Raw genomic sequence first — 18141 nt, 5'->3', positions numbered from 1 at the left:
GGTCAGCTCCCTTCGCGGATCACGACGCTTCCCGCGGACACGCTCGACCGGATGCGGTGCGGCGACGACGGATCGGTCTGGATCCGTGCCTCGAGGCTCCCGGCCGACGTGTCCTTGGAGAGGTCGTAGCGCCCCGACGGCACCGTCACGTCCATGGTTCCCGCGCTGACGTCGAGGCGGATCAGATCCGGCTGGGATCCGCCGATGGTGGCGTTCAGATCCCCGGCGGACAGGGACAGGTCCGCCGTGGTCACGTCGTCCAGGCGCAGCTCCGCGGAGCCTGCGTTGACGCGCGTGGTCACCGACGCAGCACCGCCGTCGACGGTGAGGGAACCGGCGTTGACCGTCGTCGAGAGCGTCTCGAAGCGGCCCTCGGTCGTCAGGGAGCCCGCGTTGAGCGTCAGGTCGCCGGTCAGCTCGCCCTCCAGCTCCCGGGGAAGCGTGAGCGTCATCCGCGGATCCGTGCCGAACCAGCTTCCGATCCACCAGCCGAAGGGCGTGTTGGGCCGGTCCACCCGCAGCACATCGCCGTCGCGGCGCATCGTCCAGTCGCCTCCGCCATCGCCCGTCACGCTCATGGTCGCGTCCGTCACATCGCTGAAGCGGACCGTCGCGGCTCCCCGGCCGACGTCGATCTTGAGCGTCGTGACGCCACGGACGTCCGCCGTGGTGCTGCGCGAGTCCGCGCCGTCGCCCGTGGCCACCTGCTGCATCGCGGCGAAGGCCGAGGTGCCGCCGGCGACGACGAGCGCACCACCGCCGATGATCGCGGCGGCGATCGTGATCGCCAGGAGCGCGCCCTGCGGAGGCCGGGCCCCCGCGGCCGGCGCGGGGTTCGGCGCGCCGGTCGGCTCCGTCGTCGCCGTGAGGACGTCGGGGTCCGCGTGCGCCGTGCCGCTCGGATCCGTTCCGGGGCGAGGAGGGGTGAGGTTCGTCATCGGCTGATTCCCGTCTGTGTCGGTCCGGCAGGGGCTCCGCCCCGGCCGGTGCTGGAGAGGTGGGCGATCGCGGCGAGCACCCGGCGGTTGCCGGACTCGTCGGGTTCGAGCCCGAGCTTCTGGAAGATGGCGGTGATGTGCTTCTCGACGCTCGCCTCGGAGAGGAAGAGCGTGCCGGCGATGGCCTGGTTCGACCGGCCCTCGGCGATCATCGCGAGCACCGTCCGCTCGCGCTCGGTGAGGCTGCGCATCCGATCGTCCTGGTTGCGCCGGGTGAGCAGCTGCGCGACGACCTCCGGATCCAGCACGGTCGATCCTGCCGCGATCCGCTGCACCGACTCGATGAACTCGGAGACGTCGGCGACGCGGTCCTTGAGCAGGTAGCCGAGAGGTCCGGCCGATCCCTGCGCGACGATGAGGTCCGACGCATACCGCTCCTCCACGTACTGCGAGAGCACGAGCAGGGGGAGCTGCGGGAGACGGCGGCGCAGCGCCAGAGCGGCCCGGATCCCCTCGTCCACGAAGGTCGGCGGGAGCCGCACGTCGAGGATGCACAGCTCTGGGTCGCTCGCGTCGACGGTCTCGTCGAGCGCGGTGGCATCGGGCAGGGCGGCGACGACCGTGTGACCGGCGTCCTCGAGCAGGCGGACCAGTCCTTCGCGCAGCAGAACCGAGTCCTCGACGATCAGGATGCGCACGGGACGCTCACCTCCAGGCTGGTGGGACCGCCGACCGGGCTGTCCAGGCGGATCGTGCCTCCGGCCGCGAGCGCCCGGTTGCCGATGCCGTCGAGCCCTCCACCGGGGACGACGGTGGCACCGCCGACGCCGTTGTCCTCCACGCGGGCCCACAGCGTGCCGCCGTCCCGCACCCGCACCACGACCCGGCACTCGCTCGCACGCGAGTGCTTGGCGGCGTTGGTCAGCGACTCCGCGATGGCGAAGTACACGGCCGCCTCCGCGTCGCGGGAGCAGCGGCCGTCGAGCCGCACGTCGAGCACCACGGGCACCGGCGAGCGACCGGCGAGCGCCGAGAGTGCGGCGTCCAGCCCGCGGTCGTCGAGCACCGAGGCGTGGATGCCGCGGGCGAGCTGGCGCAGCTCGGTGATCGCGGCCTTCGTCGAGGTGTGCGCCTCGGCGATGAGCGCCTTCGCGGCCTCCGGATCCGTGTCGATCTTCTGCTGCGCCATGCCGAGGGTCATGCCCACGGAGACGAGCCTCGGCTGCACGCCGTCATGCAGGTCCCGCTCGATACGGGTGCGCTCCACGTCCGCGGCACGCACGGCACCCGCCCGCTGCGCCGTGGTGGTGCGCACCTGTTCGCTGAGATCGAGGTTGCGGTCCGGAGTCGCGACGATCCCGCGGGAGATCACCCGGTGGAGCAGGGCGATGCCGATGATCCCGACGACCGCGGCGGCCGCCCCGGCCCCGCCGACGAGGGGCGCCCAGGCGCTGGGATACCGCGTGCCCCAGCCGGTGTCCACGTCGGCGCCGGTGAACAGCGGCGCGAACGCCGTGACCGCCGACCAGCCGAACCACGTCATGAGCCGCAGCACGAGCGACCCGAGGGCGCACGCGATCGCGAAGTTCGCGAGCGCCCGCCACATGCGGCCGTTGTACGCCTGCCGCCAGAGCGAGAGCAGCCAGCCGCCGAAGCCCGGACGCTCTCGCGGACGCCGGCGCAGCGCCGGGAGGTCGAATCCGTAGAGCCCGTTCAGCCGGGCGATCTCGAACCACCCGATCCCGAACAGCGCGTACACGAGACCGACCAGCACCACCAGGCCGACGCCGAAGACGCTGAGCCCGATCCCGATGCCCACGGCCCCGCCGAGGACACCTGCGACTCCGGATCCGAGGAAGCCGAGTGCGGCCAGCTCCAGGATCGTGAGGAACAGGCGCACGGGTGTGCGGACGGATTCCGCGGCCGGGCCGGCGGCGGTGCCCGCCGGGGGAGGATCGTAAGACGGTGCGGTGGTCACGTTCGGCGCACTCCGTTCGCTCGCTGCTGGCATGACTCCACGCTACGGGCGCGTTCGGAGGCAGGGAACGGAGGCATCCGGAGCAACCGTTTCGGGTTTTCCGTAACGCGTGCGGGGTTATGCATGCCTAGCCTCGTTGGACGCGCGCACGATCTCGTGCTTACGTGATGCCATGCATGCATTGAGCGAACGAGAGGATCTGTCGTGAGCACGGCACATCCGGACGAACCGCACGGGACGGGACTCGGCCAGCGCCTGAACTGGCTCCGCGCCGGCGTCCTCGGCGCGAACGACGGCATCGTCTCCGTCGCCTCGCTCGTCGTGGGCGTCGCCGGTGCGACGACCGACAACGCCGCGCTGCTGGTGGCAGGCCTCGCCGGCCTCATCGGCGGGGCGATCTCGATGGCGCTCGGAGAGTACGTCTCCGTCAGCAGTCAGCGCGACAGCGAGCACGCCCTGATCGCCAAGGAGCGCGAGGAGTTGCGCACGATGCCGGAGCAGGAGCTCGCCGAGCTCACCGACCTGTACCGGCAGCGCGGGCTCAGCGAGCAGACCGCGCATCAGGTCGCCGTCGAGCTCACCGCCCACGACGCCCTCGCCGCGCACCTCGAGGTGGAGCTGGGCATCGACCAGGACGATCTCGTCAACCCCTGGCACGCGGCGCTCTCCTCGGCGATCGCCTTCACGGCCGGGGCGATCCTGCCGCTGCTGGCGATCCTGCTGCCGCCGCCCGCGTGGCGTGTGCCGGTCACGTTCGTCGCCGTGCTGATCGCCCTCGCGGCGACCGGTGCGCTCTCGGCGCGGATCGGCGGCTCGAGCCCGACGCGCGCGTCGATCCGGCTGGTGATCGGCGGCGCACTGGCTCTCGCCGCGACCTGGCTCATCGGCACCCTGCTCGGCACGACCGGGGTGGTGTGACCTGAACTCCGCTCGGGGAATCCCCGGAGGACGACGAAGGCCCGGATCCGTGGATCCGGGCCTTCTCGCGTCGAGGCGGTGTCAGTTCGAGGTGAACCCGACGAGCAGGCCGCCCGTCACCTTCACCGCGAAGTTGTAGATGCCCGCGACGACAGCACCCATCACCGTGAAGACGATGAGGTTCAGGATCGCGCAGACGGATCCGAACGCCAGCACCTGCGGCAGCCCGATCAGGCTGCTGAGCTTGGCGCCGTCGGCGATGCCGGCCACGAACTCGTCGGCCTTGCCCATGAGACCCGTCGCATCCACCACCAGGTAGATCAGCAGGAACGAGACCAGGGTGACGATGGCGATCGCGATCGCGCCCAGGAACGACAGCTTCACTGCCGACCAGAAGTCGATGTAGACCAGGCGCAGGCGCACCTGCTTGCTGGAGGTCTTCCGGGACGACTTCTTCGCGAGCTTGTCGGCTACCGTGCTCATGCGTCAGTTCCTTCGGGGGCTTCGGGGGATTCGGTCTCGGGGGCGGCACCGGAGTCCTCGGACTCTTCGCTGTCGGCCAGGCCTCGCTCGGTGTTCCGCGCGATCGCAAGGATCCGATCGTCCTCATCGGTCCGGGCGAAAACCACGCCCATGGTGTTGCGACCCTTCGCCGGCACCTCGGCCACGGCAGAGCGTACCACCTTGCCGCTGGCAAGAACCACAAGGACCTCATCGTCTTCCTGGACGATCAGACCCCCTGCCAGGATGCCCCGGTCATCGTTCAGTTTCGCGACCTTGATGCCCTGACCGCCGCGGCCCTGCACCCGGTATTCGTCGACCGAGGTGCGCTTCGCGTAGCCGCCGTCGGTGACGACGAACACGTAGCCCTCGGCCGTCACGAGCGACGCCGACAGCAGACTGTCGTCGCCGTTGAACCGCATCCCCTTCACGCCCTCGGTGGCGCGGCCCATCGGGCGCAGCGCCTCGTCGGTCGCGTGGAAGCGCACCGACATGCCGTGGCGGCTGATGAGCAGCACGTCGTCGGTGGCGTCGGCGAGGAAAGCGCTGACCAGCTCGTCCTCCTCGCGGAGGCGGATCGCGATGACGCCGCCCTGACGGTTGGTGTCGTAGTCGCCGAGGCGGCTCTTCTTCACCAGGCCGCCGCGGGTGGCGAGCACGAGATACTGCGCCGCGGCGTAGTCGCGGATGTCGAGGATCTGCGCGATCTTCTCGTCCGGCTGCAGCGCGAGCAGGTTCGCGACGTGCTGGCCCTTCGCATCGCGGCCGGCCTCGGGGATCTCGTACGCCTTGGTGCGGTACACGCGGCCCTTGTCCGTGAAGAACAGCAGCCAGTGGTGCGTGGTCGTCACGAAGAAGTGCTCGACGAGGTCGTCGGCGCGCAGCTGCGCGCCCTTGACGCCCTTGCCGCCGCGGTGCTGCGAGCGGTAGTTGTCACTGCGGGTGCGCTTGATGTAGCCCTCACGGGTGACTGTGACGACCATCTCCTCTTCGGCGATGAGGTCTTCCATCGAGACGTCGCCGTCGAAGCCGTGCAGGATGTGCGTGCGGCGCTCGTCGCCGAAGCGGTCGACGATCGCCGTGAGCTCCTCGCGGATGATGGTGCGCTGGCGCCCCTCGTCGGCGATGATCTCCTTGTAGTCGGCGATCCGCGCCTCGAGCTCGGTCGCCTCGTCGATGATCTTCTGGCGCTCGAGCGCGGCCAGGCGCCGCAGCTGCATGTCGAGGATGGCCTGCGCCTGCTCCTCGTCGATGCCGAGCAGCTGCTGCAGACCCTCGTTCGCCTCCTGCGCGGTGGGCGAACGGCGGATCAGGGCGATGACCTCGTCGAGCGCGTCGAGCGCCTTGAGGTATCCCTGCAGGATGTGCATGCGCGCTTCGGCCTTCGCGAGGCGGTACCTCGTGCGCCGCACGATGACCTCGATCTGGTGGTCGAGCCAGTGCGTGACGAAGCCGTCGAGCGCGAGCGTGCGGGGCACGCCGTCGACGATCGCGAGCATGTTCGCGCCGAAGTTGTCCTGCAGCTGGGTGTGCTTGTACAGGTTGTTCAGCACGACTTTGGCGACGGCGTCGCGCTTGAGCACGATCACGAGACGCTGACCGGTGCGGTCGCTGGACTCGTCGCGGATGTCGGCGATGCCGGTGATCTTGCCCTCACGGGCGAGGTCGCCGATCTTGACGGCGAGGTTGTCGGGGTTCACCTGGTACGGGAGCTCGGTGATCACGAGGCACGTGCGGCCCTGGATCTCCTCGACGCCGACCACCGCGCGCATCGTGATGGATCCGCGCCCGGTGCGGTACGCCTCGTGGATCCCCTTGGTGCCGAGGATCTGCGCGCCGGTCGGGAAGTCCGGTCCGGGGATCCGCTGGATCAGCCCGTCGAGCAGCTCCTCACGGGGGAGTCCGGGGTTCTCCAGCGCCCAGAGCGCGGCCTCGGACACCTCGCGCAGGTTGTGCGGCGGGATGTTGGTGGCCATGCCCACCGCGATGCCGATCGACCCGTTCACGAGCAGGTTCGGGAAACGCGCCGGCAGGACGTCGGGCTCCTCGGTCTGGCCGTCGTAGTTCGGCGAGAAGTCGACGGTCTCCTCTTCGATGTCGCGCACCATCTCGAGCGCGAGCGGAGCCATCTTCGTCTCGGTGTATCGCGGCGCGGCGGCGCCCATGTTGCCCGGGGAGCCGAAGTTGCCCTGGCCGAGCGCGAGCGGGTAGCGCAGCGACCACGGCTGCACGAGGCGCACGAGGGTGTCGTAGATGGCGGTGTCGCCGTGCGGGTGGTACTGACCCATCACCTCGCCTACCACGCGGGCGCACTTGGAGAACGACTTGTCCGGACGGAAGCCGCCGTCGTACATCCCGTAGATCACACGGCGGTGCACGGGCTTGAGGCCGTCGCGCACGTCGGGGAGCGCACGACCGACGATGACCGCCATCGCGTAGTCGAGGTACGACCGCTGCATCTCCGACTGCAGGTCGACCTGGTCGATCTTGCCGTGGTTGTGGCCGTCCCGGATGTCCTGCGCACCCTCGTTCGTGATGATCTCTTCGTCGTCAGCCATGTCTGCTCTTCCTGAGTGGTCCAGAAGTTCTGTGCGCGCTGCGGCGCGCGGATCCCGTCAAGGGATCAGATGTCGAGGAACCGCACGTCCTTGGCGTTGCGCTGGATGAAGCTGCGGCGCGACTCGACGTCCTCGCCCATCAGCACGCTGAAGATCTCATCCGCCGCGGCGGCGTCGTCGATCGTGATCTGACGGAGCGTGCGGGTGGTGTGATCCATCGTGGTCTCCCACAGCTCCTTGGCGTTCATCTCGCCGAGACCCTTGTAGCGCTGGATGCCGGCGTCCTTCGGGATCCGCTTCCCGTTCGCGAGCCCGTCGTTCAGCAGCGCATCGCGCTCGGCGTCGGAGTAGACGTACTCGTGCGGCGCGTTCGTCCACTTCAGGCGGTACAGCGGGGGCATCGCGAGGAACACGAAGCCGGCCTCGATGAGCCCGCGCATGTAGCGGAAGAGCAGCGTGAGCAGCAGCGTCGTGATGTGCTGGCCGTCGACATCGGCATCGGCCATCAGCACGATCTTGTGATAGCGGGCCTTCTCGAGGTCGAAGTCCTCGCCGATGCCCGTGCCGAAGGCCTGGATCATCGCCTGGACCTCTTTGTTGGCCAGTGCCTTGTCCAGACGCGCGCGCTCGACGTTCAGGATCTTGCCGCGCAGCGCCAGGATCGCCTGGGTGTGCGGGTCGCGCCCCTGCACGGCCGAACCGCCGGCCGAGTCGCCCTCCACGAGGAAGATCTCGGAGATCGACGGATCCTTGCTGGTGCAGTCCTTGAGCTTGTCCGGCATCGCCGCCGACTCGAACACGCTCTTGCGGCGCGCAGTCTCGCGCGCCTTGCGTGCGGCCATGCGCGCGGTCGCGGCCTCGACGGCCTTCGTCACCACGTTCCTGGCCTGCTTCGGGTTCCGGTCGAACCAGTCGCCGAGCTGATCGCCGACGACCTTCTGCGTGAACGCCTTCGCCTCGGTGTTGCCCAGCTTGGTCTTCGTCTGGCCCTCGAACTGCGGCTCGCCCAGCTTGATCGAGATGACGGCCGTGAGTCCCTCGCGCACATCGTCGCCCGTGAGGTTGTCGTCCTTCTCCTTGAGGATGTTGTTGGCGCGCGCGTAGCGGTTGACGAGCGTCGTCAGCGCGGCGCGGAAGCCCTCCTCGTGGGTGCCGCCCTCGTGCGTGTTGATCGTGTTGGCGTAGGTGAACACGTTCTCCGTGTAGCCGGTGGTCCACTGCATCGCGACCTCGAGGGAGATCTTGCGCGCCGTGTCCTCGGACTCGAAAGCGATGATCTCGTCATTGACCACATCGGCCTTGCGCACGTGGTTCAGGTACTCGACGTAGTCGACGAGTCCCCGCTCGTAGAAGAAGACGTCGGCGCGCTGGCGGGTCACGACGGTGCCGTCGACCTCCTCGTCGACCGTCGCGCCCTCGCGCTCGTCGTGCAGCTCGATGCGCAGGCCCTTGTTCAGGAACGCCATCTGCTGGAACCGGGTGCGGAGGGTGTCGTAGTCGAACTCGACGGTCTCCTGGAAGATGGTGCCGTCCGGCCAGAACGTGATCGCGGTTCCGGTCTCGGTCGTGGCCTCGCCCTTCTCGAGCTGCTGCTGCGGGGCGCCGCCGTCGGCGAAGCTGTGCCGCCAGACGAAGCCCTTCTGCTTGACCTCGACCTCGAAGCGCGTGGACAGCGCGTTCACGACGGAGGAGCCGACGCCGTGCAGTCCGCCCGAGACCGCGTAGGCCCCGCCGCCGAACTTGCCGCCGGCGTGCAGGATCGTCAGCACCACCTCGACCGTCGACTTGGTCGGGTCGGAGGAGTGCGGGTCGACGGGGATGCCGCGACCGTTGTCGACCACGCGCACACCGCCGTCGGCGAGCAGCGTGACCAGGATCGTGTCGGCGTAGCCGGCGAGGGCCTCGTCGACGGAGTTGTCCACGATCTCGTACACGAGGTGGTGGAGTCCGCGCGGACCCGTGGATCCGATGTACATGCCGGGGCGCTTGCGCACGGCCTCGAGACCCTCGAGGATCTGGATCGAGTCGGCGCCGTACTCCGCCGCCTGGGCCGCGGGAGCACCGGAGTCGTTCGAAATCGTCGCGGATCCGGGTGCTTCAGCCCCCGTCTGGGTCGATTCGTTCGCGTCAGAGGGGGTTTCAGGCGTCATCTGAGGGGAGGCTCCACATCGAAGATCTAGGCTCTCAGTCTATCGGAAAGACCCCTTCCTGTCTCGTTGTACGCGCTTCTGCGCGCCTTAACGACGGTGGAGCAGGACGGATCATGTCCTAGCCGTAGGTATCGCGCGGACCGCGCCCTGGAGCGACTCTGGGGCCCCATTTCCAGGAAGGGACGTCCGGTCCGACGAAGCGGATGTTCTCGACTCCGGCCTCCGGGTATCGCCGGCCGATCTCCGTGATGATGACCGCGCGCATGTACTGCAGGTTCTTCGCCCACGCCGTCGAGTCGCATTTGACGGTGAGCATCCCGCCCTCGAGCGACACCGGCTCGGAGTGCTTGGCGGTGTCCGGCCCCGCCAGCTCCGCCCACTGCAGCACCAGGTCCTCACGGCTCAGCGCCGCTTCCCAGCCCGCGTCGCGGGTGAGCTTCGCGAGCACGTCGCCGAGCGATCCCGGATCCCGGCCCGGCGTGAACGGCGCGTTCTCGTCGTCGACGATCCGCTTCTTGCGCTTCCAGTTCTTCGAGCTCGGCTTGAGCCCGCGCAGGCGCAGGTAGGTCGCGACGGTCTCCGGGATCTCGGGTTCGCCGTGCTCAGCCATCGTGCGCCTCCGCGTCGTCGAGGTCGGGGGCGGCGGGCACGGCCTCGCGCTCGTCCGTGATGGTGCCGGCGGAGATGCGCACCACGTGCCGGTGCAGCACCTCGGGGATGTCCTCCTCCACGGCGGCGGTCACCAGCACCTGCTCGTACCCGGCGGTGATCCCGGCCAGCCGCCGGCGACGCTCGGCGTCGAGCTCGGCGAAGACGTCGTCGAGGATCAGCACCGGGTCCCCGGCCGGCGACTCCGCGCGCAGCAGCTCCGCCGAGGCGAGTCGCAGCGCGAGCGCGATCGACCAGCACTCCCCGTGCGAGGCGTATCCCTTGACCGGCAGGTCCCGCACCCGCAGCACGAGATCGTCGCGATGCGGACCGACCAGGGTGAGGCCGCGCTCCAGCTCGGCCGGACGCTTCGCCGAGAGGGCGGCGCGGAACAGCTCCGCCGTGGTGCCGGAACCGGCGGCATCCTCGGCGTCGTCCCCCTCTTCGGGGTCGCCCCCGCGGATGGACTGCGCCCAGTGCAGCCGCGGATCGTGATCCTCGCCGGCGATCGCGGCGTACGCGTCCGCCACGCCGGGCTGCAGGTCCGCCGCGAGGCGGGAGCGCGCGTCGATGATCTCGGAGCCGAGCGCGATGAGCTTGTCGTCCCAGACGTCGAGCGTGCTGAGGGCCTCCGCCTTGATCCCGCGCGCCCGGGCCGACTTCAGCAGCGCGGTGCGCTGGCGCAGCACCCGGTCGTAGTCGGCGAGCACAGCGGACATGCGCGGGGTGCGCTGGATCAGCAGCTGGTCGGCGAAGCGCCGCCGCGAGGACGGATCGCCGCGCACGATCTGCAGATCCTCCGGAGCGAAGAGCACGACATGTGCGTAGCGGGGGAGGTCGGCGGTGCGTCCCGGGGCGCCGTTGATCCGCGCCTTGTTCGATCCCTGCCGATTGATCTGGACTTCGATCAGGACTTTTCTCGCACCGTGCGCGAGCCGCGCGCGGACGATCGCAGCCTCGTGGCCGTCGCGCACCATGGGGGCGTCCGAGGAGACCCGGTGGGAGCCCAGGGTCGCGAGGAAGACGATCGCCTCGGCGAGGTTGGTCTTGCCCTGGCCGTTGCGCCCGACGAGCACGTTCGGACCGCGGTGCAGCGTGAGTTCGGCGGTCGCGTAATTGCGGAAGTCCACGAGGCTGAGGTGCTCCACAATCACCCGAGCAACCTTACCCGCGGTCTCCGACAGCGGGACCGGGCGGAGCGCCCGCGATCAGAGCTCGCGCGCGACGTGGACGAAGCCGTTCTCGCGTCGCGTCTCGGTCATGCCGGAGCGGGCGAGCACGGCGAGCGAAGCGGAGTTCGTCTCCTCGGTGTCCGCGATCGCGCGGACGGCTCCGTGCGCCGCCGCGATCCGCAGGCCTTCGGCGACCGCCGCGGTCGCGAGCCCCCGACCCCGCGCCGAGGGCACCAGGCCGTAGCCGAACTCGACCGTGCCGCTCTGGTCGGGCGGACCGAAGAACCCGAAACCTCCGACGGCGACGCCCTCGTCATCGCGGATGACGTACATCGTGAACACCGGATCCGCGTATTCCCGCGCCGCGAGCGCGCGCAGCGGATCCCGCTCGTCCTCGAACGGGTATTCCGCGTGCCAGTCGTCGCCGGCACGCTCGTCCCGGGCGACGATCCGCGCCGCGAGGGCGGGATCGATCGGGTCCAGGCGCATCAGCGCAGCAGGAGGTTCGGCTGCAGGAGGTACTTGAACGAGTCGAGTCCCGCCTGGTCGACCGAGGTCTGGCTGGTGATCAGAACCGGGCTGAGCTTGTTGGCGTTGTCAGAGGAGGTGAACGTCACACGCACGAACTCGCTCTTGACCGCGCCGAGCGCCTCGAGCAGGTACTGCGGGTTGAGGCCGAGGGTCACGTCCTCGCCGTTCAGGTGGGCGTCGACCGACTCGGAGGCACGGGCCTGCTCCCCGCCCGACGCGTCCATGGTGACGCTCGACGTATCGAACGTGAATCGCAGGGGAGCCGAGCGGTCCAGCACGAGGGCGACGCGGCGGACCGCCTCCATGAGGTCGGCGGTGCTGACGACCGCGTGGTGGTCGGTCTGCTCCGGGAAAAGTCGCCTGACCGGGGGGAAGTTTCCCTTGATCAGCAGCGAGGTCACGGTCTTGTTGCCCGCGGTGAAGGCGATGATCTCGCGATCGCCGGCGCCGGAGAACGAGATCTGGATCGTGCCGGCGTGGCCGAAGGTCTTCCCGACCTCCTGGAGCGTGCGCGCCGGGACCAGTGCGGTCTGCTCGCCGCCCTCGCCGTCCCACGGCACGTCGCGCAGAGACACGCGGTAGCGGTCGGTGGCGACCAGGCTCAGCGTGTTGTCGCCGACTTCGAGCTGGACGCCCGTGAGCACAGGCGTGACATCGTCGCGGGACGCGGCGAAGGCGACCTGGGCGATCGCGGTGCCGAACTCCTCCGCGGGCACCAGTCCGCTGGTGCCCGAGACCTCGGGGATCGACGGATACTCCTCGACCGGCATGGCGGCGAGCGTGAAGCGCGCGGATCCGCAGCGGACGGCGATGCCGCCGTCCTCCTCGACCGAGATCTCGATGGGCGCATTGGGCAGTCGGCTGGCGATGTCGGAGAGCAGTCGCCCGTGCACGAGGATCGTGCCCGGTTCGTCGACCGTGGCCTCGATCGTGGTGCGGGCGGACGCCTCGTAGTCGAACGCCGACAGGGTGAGACCGCCGTCGCCCGCCTCGATCAGCACACCGGCCAAGATCGGCTGCGGGTTGCGCTGCGGCAGGAGCTTGACGACGAAGGACACTGCTTCGCTGAACACATCGCGATTGACCTGGAACCTCACCGGTGCTCCTTCGTCGACTGATTCCGAAGGGTCGCGCCGATGGCGCCCTCCGTCCGCTGGCACACACCAGGGGATCCCATGCTAATGCCACGAAGCGTCGCGTCCAGGTCGAGGGCCCTCGGATCCGGATCCGTCCCCAGCCCGGCACCGGGAGGTGATCGATGGCCGGAGATTCGAAAGGAGTTCTTAACGGTGTTAACACCTGTGGAGACTGTGGATAAGTCTGGGGATGCTTTGCGGCTGTAGGGAACTACACGTCTGTCACTTGTGGAGATCCTGCGGAAACAGTGGGGTCTCGGGGCGGGGTCGCTTCCTCGCCGTCCCCGAGTTATCCACAGATCGGGGTCCGATGTGGGGAATCCACGCCGTCCGATCGCGGAGATATCCCCAAGTTATCCACATGTGGACGCGCGGACCGGGCGCATGCCAGAATCCGCCCTCCGGGCGCGTCGAAGCCGCTCACGGCCGTCCTGGGGCCGATGAGCGGGGATCCGTGCCGGGGTGTGCGAGCCGAGACCGGGCTCAGCGCCGGCTGAGCTGCGCGGTGATCTCGGTCACCTGGTTGAAGATCGCGCGACGCTCCTTCATGAGCTCGCTGATCTTCTTGTACGCGTACATCACAGTGGTGTGGTCGCGGTTGCCGAAGAGCTGGCCGATCTTGGGGAGCGAGAGATTGGTGCGCTCGCGGCACAGATACATGGCGATCTGGCGTGCGGTCGCGATCTGCTGCGACCGGCTGGAGCCGTAGAGGTCGTCCTCGGTGAGCTTGAAGTAGTTCGCCGTGGTGGTGATGATGTCGGTCGGCGAGACGATGCTGTCCTCGTCCTGGTCGACGATGTCGCGCAGCGCGGTCTGGGCAGTGGCGATGTCGAGGGCCGAGCGGTTCAGGTTCGCGAAGGCGGTCGCGCGGATGAGCGCGCCCTCGAGCTCGCGGATGTTCGAGGACACCTTGGTCGCGATGTACTCCAGCACGTCGTCCGGCACGTGGAGCTGCTCGCTCTGCGCCTTCTTGCGGAGGATCGCGATGCGCGTCTCGAGGTCGGGCGCCTGCACGTCGGTGATCAGGCCCCACTCGAAGCGGCTGCGCATCCGCTCCTCGAAGCCGGTGAGGTGCTTCGGCGGCACATCGCTCGTGATGACGACCTGCTTGTTGTGGTCGTGCAGCTGGTTGAACGTGTGGAAGAACGCCTCCTGGGTCTCCGCGCGACCCTGGAGGAACTGGATGTCGTCGATCATGAGGATGTCGACCTCGCGGTACCGCGCCTGGAAGGCGGATCCGCGGTTGTTCGCGATCGAGTTGATGAAGTCGTTCGTGAACTCCTCGCTCGACACGTAGCGCACCTTGACCCCGGCGTACAGGGACTGCGCGTAGTCGCCGATGGCGTGCAGGAGGTGGGTCTTGCCGAGGCCCGGACCGCCGTAGATGAAGAGCGGGTTGTAGGCCTTCGCCGGCGCCTCGGCCACGGCCACCGCCGCCGCGTGGGCGAAGCGGTTGGACTGCCCGATGACGAAGTTGTCGAAGACGTACTTCGGGTTGAGGCGCGACTCGTGGCGGATCGGCGTGGGCTGCTGCTCGATGGGCGACTCGACGCGAGCGGGCTCCTGGCGGGCCGATGCGAAGTCCGTCACGGGGATCGGCACGGTCTGCTGATCCACCATGTCGTGGTTGACCGTGACCCGGAAGGACGTGACCTCGTCGCCGATGCGCGCGAGGGCCTCCATGATCGGCAGGCGCAGCCGCTTGTTGATCTGCCCGGCGGTGAGATCGTTGGGCACCTCGAGGTAGAGCGTGGCGGTCATCACGCCGGCGGGGACGGCGAGGTTGAGGAATCCCTGCAGCGGGGCGGTGACGCGCTCGTCGCCGGCCAGCTCGGCGAGCAGCTCGTCCCAGATCGGGACGTCGGACGCTGCGGATGCGGACATGGTTCCCCCGGGTGACTCGGCACAGCGGCGGATTCGATCGCGCTCCTGTGGATAACTGCTCGTGCCACGGTAGTCAGCGAGGTGCCTCCAGGGCAAGCTGTGACTGGCTCTCGCCGCCGGCGTGTCCCTGTGGGCGGATCCGTCCACAGGTGTGGATAATGTTGCTTTCGCCTGCTCGGTTTGCGATGTGGGGATCGACGTCGTAGCCTTAATCGGTTGACTTATGCCATTTCGGCAGTCTTTGTCCACCCGTCTCCGGCCGCATCGATCCCGGTGACAGCTTCCCTTCCCGGAGAAATCATGAGCAAGCGCACTTTCCAGCCCAACAACCGTCGCCGCGCCAAGAAGCACGGCTTCCGTGCCCGCATGCGCACCCGCGCCGGCCGCGCCATCCTGTCGGCACGCCGCTCGAAGGGCCGTGCCGAGCTCTCGGCGTAATCCGTGCTCGCCCGCCCGCATCGACTCACCCGCGGGTCCGACTACCGTACGGTGGTTCGGCGCGGGCGGCGATACGGCGGGCCCCGGCTGATCGTCTCGGTGCTCGACACCGGTGAGGAGCGCCCCGTGCGCTTCGGTTTCATCGTGAGCAAGCAGGTGGGGAACGCAGTGACCCGGAACACGATCCGGCGACGTCTAAAAGACGTCTGCGCACGCCAGCTCCCGCTGCCCGACGGCGTCGACCTGGTGATCCGCGCCCTGCCCGCTGCGGCGACGGCCCCGTTCACCGAGTTGCTGGCCGATGTCGATCGCGCGGTCGCCCGAGGTGTGCGATGAGCGCCCTGCCCGCATACTCCCGAGGAACGGCGCATCTGCATGGCCCTGATGCGCTGCGGGCGGTTCCGCTCGTGCCGAGGAATCTGTTCCTCGGGTTCCTCACCGCGTATCGCGCGGTGATCTCGCCTCTGTACGGCGATGTCTGTGCCTACTACCCCAGCTGTTCCGCCTACGCTGTAGGTGCGGTGCAACAGCATGGCGCGGTGAAGGGCGCAGGCCTTTCGGCGTGGCGGATCCTGCGCTGCAATCCCTGGAGCCACGGCGGTGTGGACGATGTGCCGCCGCACAAGAACTTCCGACACGCCCTCACGCCTCGAGGATTCGTCGTACCCTCCCGAAAGGACTGATCAGTGGGTTCCGACCTCCTGTTTGCCGCGTCAACGACGCCCGCTGCCTCGAGCGGCGGCTTCGATCTGCTGGGCACCATCATGTGGCCGTTCAAGGCCCTGGTCGAGGCGATCCTCGTCGCCTGGCACTGGCTGTTCACCGCGATCGGTCTTCCGGGCGCCGCAGGTCTCACCTGGGTGCTGTCGATCGTCGGCCTCGTGCTCGTCATCCGTGCGGCGGTCTTCCCGCTGTTCGTGCGGCAGATCAAGAGCCAGCGCAAGATGATGGAAATCGCTCCTGAACTGAAGAAAGTTCAGGAGAAGTACAAGGGCAAGCGCGACCAGCTGAGCCGTGAGGCCATGAGTCGCGAGACCATGGCGCTCTACAAGAAGCACGGCACGACGCCGATGTCGAGCTGTCTGCCGCTGCTTGTGCAGATGCCGTTCCTGCTCGGCATGTTCTACACGCTGAGCGACGTGAAGAAGCACGCCGAGGCCGGCGTCGGCGGCGTGTGGCTGCTGACCAAGGAGCTGACTAAGCAGTTCTACGACGCGACCCTGTTCGGAGTCGCACCGCTGCACACCAGCCTGGTGGACGCCGTGCAGCACAAGCCCTCGGGCTGGGAGACGACGGTCGCGATCCTCATCGTGCTGGTCATCCTCATGATCGGCTCCCAGTTCTTCACGCAGCTGCAGATCATCTCGAAGAACCTGTCGCCCGAGGCCAAGACCGGCCAGGCGTATCAGATGCAGAAGATCATGCTCTACATCCTTCCGCTGGGCTTCATCTTCTCGGGGCTGTTCTTCCCGCTCGGCGTCGTCATCTACTGGTTCGTCAGCAACCTGTGGACGATGGGGCAGCAGTTCCTCGTCCTCCGCGAGATGCCCACTCCCGGATCGGATGCGGCGAAGGCGCGCGAGGAGCGCCTCGCGCGCAAGGGCAAGGCGATCAACTCCGAGGGCAAGGTCGTCCCGGTCGCGGTGTACGAGGCGGAGCAGCAGAAGATGCTTGAGGATGCGGAGCGTCTTCGAGCCCAGCAGCCCAAGCGTCAGCAGCCGAAGAGCGCCAAGCGCGCGAAGAGGGAGCAGGGCGGGAAGCCCCAGATCGGAGACCAGTCATGACCGAGCAGAGCGTCTCCGAGCCGACCGTCTCCGACCTCGAGAACGAGGGCGACGTCGCCGCGGACTTCATCGAGGGTCTGCTGGACATCGCCGACATCGATGGTGACCTGACCCTCGACGTCAAGCAGGGCCGGGCGTACGTCTCGGTCGAGGCGGAGGGTGATGGCCTTCGACTGCTCTCGGCACCCGAGACGGTGCAGGCGCTGCAGGAGCTCACCCGCCTTGCGGTGCAGAGCAGCACCGGCGCGTTCTCCCGGGTGATCCTGGACGTTGCCGGCTCCCGCGATGCGCGGCGCAGCCAGCTCGAGCGCCTGGTCGATTCGGCCGTCGCGAAGCTTGACGATGGTGCTTCGCAGGCGTCGCTGCCCTCGATGTCGAGCTACGAGCGCAAGCTGGTGCACGACATCGTGGCGGAGCGTGGTCTCGTCTCCGAGTCTTACGGAGATGGTCCGTCGCGCCACACGGTCATCCGCCGGCACTGACGTTTCACGTGAAACATGACTGATCTGGATTCGGATTCGACAGGCCTGGAGCGAGAGCCCGCGGCCGCCGCGACGCTGTTCGGGTCCCGGTTGGATCTTGCGCGCGCGTTCACCGAGTCCCTTGCCGCACAGGGTGAGGAGCGAGGCCTGATTGGGCCTCTCGAACTCCCGCGTCTCTGGACCCGCCACATCCTCAACAGTGCGATCGCGGCACCGCTCTTCCATGGATCGGTGGCCGATGTCGGCTCCGGCGCCGGACTCCCGGGCATCGTGCTCGCGATCGCTCGCCCCGATGTGGAGTGGACTCTCATCGAGCCGATGGAGCGCCGCGTCGTGTGGCTCGACGAGCAGGTCGAAGCCCTGGGTCTGTCCAACGTGACCGTTGTACGGGGCCGTGCGGAAGACGTGGGTCTCAGTGCGCGCTTCGATGTGGTCACCGCGCGAGCGGTGAGTGCCCTGCGTACGCTGCTGCCGTGGACGGCACCGCTGGTCCGCAACGGGGGAGAGCTCGCTCTCCTCAAGGGCGCGAACGCCGAGAACGAGATCACCGCTGCGCAGAAGCAGATCCGCAAGTTCCTCCTGAGCGATGTGCGAGTGGAGACCCTCGGTGAGGGCGTGCTCGACGAGACCACGCGCGTGCTGCGCGCCACGGTTCGCGGCTGAGGTCCTGTCTTCTCGCTGATTCTCGTGCCGTCTAAGGCGTGGGTTCCTGGCCTATGAGATCGGATCCTCCCTACCGCGGATAGTCCGGCGGCTTCTGCGCGTGCGCGCGTCGGTTCTGCCCACCCTTAGGTTCAGCGCCGTGAGCCACGGCTGGAGGGTGACGTTTCACGTGAAACATCGCGGGATGGTCGGGGTCAACCAGAAGTGCGCGATGGCGAGCGATCCGGTTGTGACCGGAGCGTCATCGGCTGAGATCCCCTTATCGGTACGGCCGAATCGCTGATGACGGTCAGCGAGATCACGCACAGCCCCATGCTTGGTCAATTCCTGAGGCACGGACGGACCGGAGCCATGGGGTGG

18 protein-coding genes are annotated in these 18141 nt (G+C 68.4%); 7 read left to right on the top strand and 11 right to left on the bottom strand.

Features of this window, described 5'->3' with window-relative positions:
* Positions 1-2: 2 nt before the first annotated feature.
* Genes RL72_RS07615 through RL72_RS07605 form a run of 3 tightly spaced genes read right to left on the bottom strand, consistent with a single transcriptional unit; the run spans position 3 to position 2949 of the window.
* Positions 3-938: a DUF4097 family beta strand repeat-containing protein gene (locus tag RL72_RS07615; RefSeq protein ID WP_052674249.1), complete on the bottom strand. Its 936-nt coding sequence runs from the start codon at positions 936-938 to the stop codon at positions 3-5.
* Positions 935-1636: a LuxR C-terminal-related transcriptional regulator gene (locus RL72_RS07610; RefSeq protein ID WP_045250226.1), complete on the bottom strand. Its 702-nt coding sequence runs from the start codon at positions 1634-1636 to the stop codon at positions 935-937. Before RL72_RS07610 ends, RL72_RS07615 begins: the two co-directional genes overlap by 4 nt.
* On the bottom strand, positions 1624-2949 hold the full coding sequence (locus RL72_RS07605; RefSeq protein ID WP_082072249.1) for a sensor histidine kinase: 1326 nt from the start codon (positions 2947-2949) through the stop codon (positions 1624-1626). The genes RL72_RS07610 and RL72_RS07605 overlap by 13 nt, the downstream gene beginning before the upstream one ends.
* Positions 2950-3120: 171 nt before the next feature.
* On the opposite strand from RL72_RS07605, the gene RL72_RS07600 reads away from it, so the two are divergent.
* Complete coding sequence (locus RL72_RS07600; protein ID WP_045250225.1) at positions 3121-3834, top strand: VIT1/CCC1 transporter family protein; 714 nt, start codon at positions 3121-3123, stop codon at positions 3832-3834.
* Positions 3835-3915: 81 nt separating this feature from the next.
* Here the strand turns inward: RL72_RS07600 and RL72_RS07595 are convergent, their stop codons facing one another.
* The 8 genes from RL72_RS07595 to dnaA all read right to left on the bottom strand — a co-directional run bounded on the left by RL72_RS07595 (position 3916) and on the right by dnaA (position 14414).
* A complete protein-coding gene (locus RL72_RS07595) occupies positions 3916-4317 on the bottom strand; it encodes a DUF3566 domain-containing protein (protein WP_045250224.1) in 402 nt (133 codons plus the stop codon).
* Positions 4314-6893 (bottom strand): DNA gyrase subunit A, encoded by a 2580-nt coding sequence (gyrA, locus tag RL72_RS07590; protein WP_045250223.1) that lies wholly within the window; start codon positions 6891-6893, stop codon positions 4314-4316. Before gyrA ends, RL72_RS07595 begins: the two co-directional genes overlap by 4 nt.
* Before the next feature lie 65 nt (positions 6894-6958).
* Positions 6959-9043, bottom strand: coding sequence for a DNA topoisomerase (ATP-hydrolyzing) subunit B (gene gyrB / locus RL72_RS07585; RefSeq protein ID WP_082072248.1), 2085 nt, complete (start codon positions 9041-9043; stop codon positions 6959-6961).
* Between the two features lie 118 nt (positions 9044-9161).
* Complete coding sequence (locus RL72_RS07580) at positions 9162-9653, bottom strand: DciA family protein (RefSeq protein ID WP_045250222.1); 492 nt, start codon at positions 9651-9653, stop codon at positions 9162-9164.
* Positions 9646-10845: a DNA replication/repair protein RecF gene (gene recF / locus RL72_RS07575; RefSeq protein WP_045250221.1), complete on the bottom strand. Its 1200-nt coding sequence runs from the start codon at positions 10843-10845 to the stop codon at positions 9646-9648. Before recF ends, RL72_RS07580 begins: the two co-directional genes overlap by 8 nt.
* A 54-nt stretch (positions 10846-10899) precedes the next feature.
* Complete coding sequence (locus RL72_RS07570; RefSeq protein ID WP_045250220.1) at positions 10900-11352, bottom strand: GNAT family N-acetyltransferase; 453 nt, start codon at positions 11350-11352, stop codon at positions 10900-10902.
* Complete coding sequence (dnaN, locus tag RL72_RS07565; RefSeq protein ID WP_045250219.1) at positions 11352-12491, bottom strand: DNA polymerase III subunit beta; 1140 nt, start codon at positions 12489-12491, stop codon at positions 11352-11354. Before dnaN ends, RL72_RS07570 begins: the two co-directional genes overlap by 1 nt.
* Before the next feature lie 522 nt (positions 12492-13013).
* Positions 13014-14414, bottom strand: coding sequence for a chromosomal replication initiator protein DnaA (dnaA, locus tag RL72_RS07560; RefSeq protein ID WP_045250218.1), 1401 nt, complete (start codon positions 14412-14414; stop codon positions 13014-13016).
* Between the two features lie 300 nt (positions 14415-14714).
* On the opposite strand from dnaA, the gene rpmH reads away from it, so the two are divergent.
* The 6 genes from rpmH to rsmG are packed head-to-tail and all read left to right on the top strand — an operon-like array spanning position 14715 to position 17781.
* The gene (gene rpmH, locus RL72_RS07555; RefSeq protein ID WP_045250217.1) at positions 14715-14852 is read left to right on the top strand and encodes a 50S ribosomal protein L34; all 138 of its coding nucleotides are present in this window, start codon (positions 14715-14717) and stop codon (positions 14850-14852) included.
* Between the two features lie 3 nt (positions 14853-14855).
* A complete protein-coding gene (gene rnpA / locus RL72_RS07550; protein WP_082072247.1) occupies positions 14856-15188 on the top strand; it encodes a ribonuclease P protein component in 333 nt (110 codons plus the stop codon).
* Positions 15185-15535, top strand: a complete 351-nt coding sequence (yidD, locus tag RL72_RS19475; protein WP_082072246.1) for a membrane protein insertion efficiency factor YidD — start codon at positions 15185-15187, stop codon at positions 15533-15535. Before rnpA ends, yidD begins: the two co-directional genes overlap by 4 nt.
* Positions 15536-15538: 3 nt before the next feature.
* A complete protein-coding gene (yidC, locus tag RL72_RS07545) occupies positions 15539-16636 on the top strand; it encodes a membrane protein insertase YidC (RefSeq protein WP_045250215.1) in 1098 nt (365 codons plus the stop codon).
* Positions 16633-17118, top strand: coding sequence for a Jag family protein (locus tag RL72_RS07540; RefSeq protein WP_045250214.1), 486 nt, complete (start codon positions 16633-16635; stop codon positions 17116-17118). The genes yidC and RL72_RS07540 overlap by 4 nt, the downstream gene beginning before the upstream one ends.
* 15 nt (positions 17119-17133) lie before the next feature.
* Positions 17134-17781, top strand: coding sequence for a 16S rRNA (guanine(527)-N(7))-methyltransferase RsmG (gene rsmG / locus RL72_RS07535; protein ID WP_045250213.1), 648 nt, complete (start codon positions 17134-17136; stop codon positions 17779-17781).
* The last annotated feature ends 360 nt before the right edge of the window (positions 17782-18141 follow it).

The sequence above is a fragment of the Microbacterium azadirachtae genome (assembly GCF_000956545.1).
Lineage (GTDB): Bacteria > Actinomycetota > Actinomycetes > Actinomycetales > Microbacteriaceae > Microbacterium > Microbacterium azadirachtae.
This window is presented reverse-complemented; position numbering and strand designations above follow the sequence as displayed.

What these genes read in the sequence shown, in the direction of transcription:
- RL72_RS07605 (WP_082072249.1), bottom strand. Translation starts at nt 2,949, where the DNA reads ATGCCAGCAGCGAGCGAACGGAGTGCGCCGAACGTGACCACCGCACCG.
- gyrA (WP_045250223.1), bottom strand. Translation starts at nt 6,893, where the DNA reads ATGGCTGACGACGAAGAGATCATCACGAACGAGGGTGCGCAGGACATC.
- RL72_RS07570 (WP_045250220.1), bottom strand. Translation starts at nt 11,352, where the DNA reads ATGCGCCTGGACCCGATCGATCCCGCCCTCGCGGCGCGGATCGTCGCC.
- dnaA (WP_045250218.1), bottom strand. Translation starts at nt 14,414, where the DNA reads ATGTCCGCATCCGCAGCGTCCGACGTCCCGATCTGGGACGAGCTGCTC.
- yidD (WP_082072246.1), top strand. Translation starts at nt 15,185, where the DNA reads ATGAGCGCCCTGCCCGCATACTCCCGAGGAACGGCGCATCTGCATGGC.
- RL72_RS07580 (WP_045250222.1), bottom strand. Translation starts at nt 9,653, where the DNA reads ATGGCTGAGCACGGCGAACCCGAGATCCCGGAGACCGTCGCGACCTAC.
- rpmH (WP_045250217.1), top strand. Translation starts at nt 14,715, where the DNA reads ATGAGCAAGCGCACTTTCCAGCCCAACAACCGTCGCCGCGCCAAGAAG.
- gyrB (WP_082072248.1), bottom strand. Translation starts at nt 9,043, where the DNA reads ATGACGCCTGAAACCCCCTCTGACGCGAACGAATCGACCCAGACGGGG.
- RL72_RS07595 (WP_045250224.1), bottom strand. Translation starts at nt 4,317, where the DNA reads ATGAGCACGGTAGCCGACAAGCTCGCGAAGAAGTCGTCCCGGAAGACC.
- rsmG (WP_045250213.1), top strand. Translation starts at nt 17,134, where the DNA reads ATGACTGATCTGGATTCGGATTCGACAGGCCTGGAGCGAGAGCCCGCG.
- RL72_RS07540 (WP_045250214.1), top strand. Translation starts at nt 16,633, where the DNA reads ATGACCGAGCAGAGCGTCTCCGAGCCGACCGTCTCCGACCTCGAGAAC.
- RL72_RS07615 (WP_052674249.1), bottom strand. Translation starts at nt 938, where the DNA reads ATGACGAACCTCACCCCTCCTCGCCCCGGAACGGATCCGAGCGGCACG.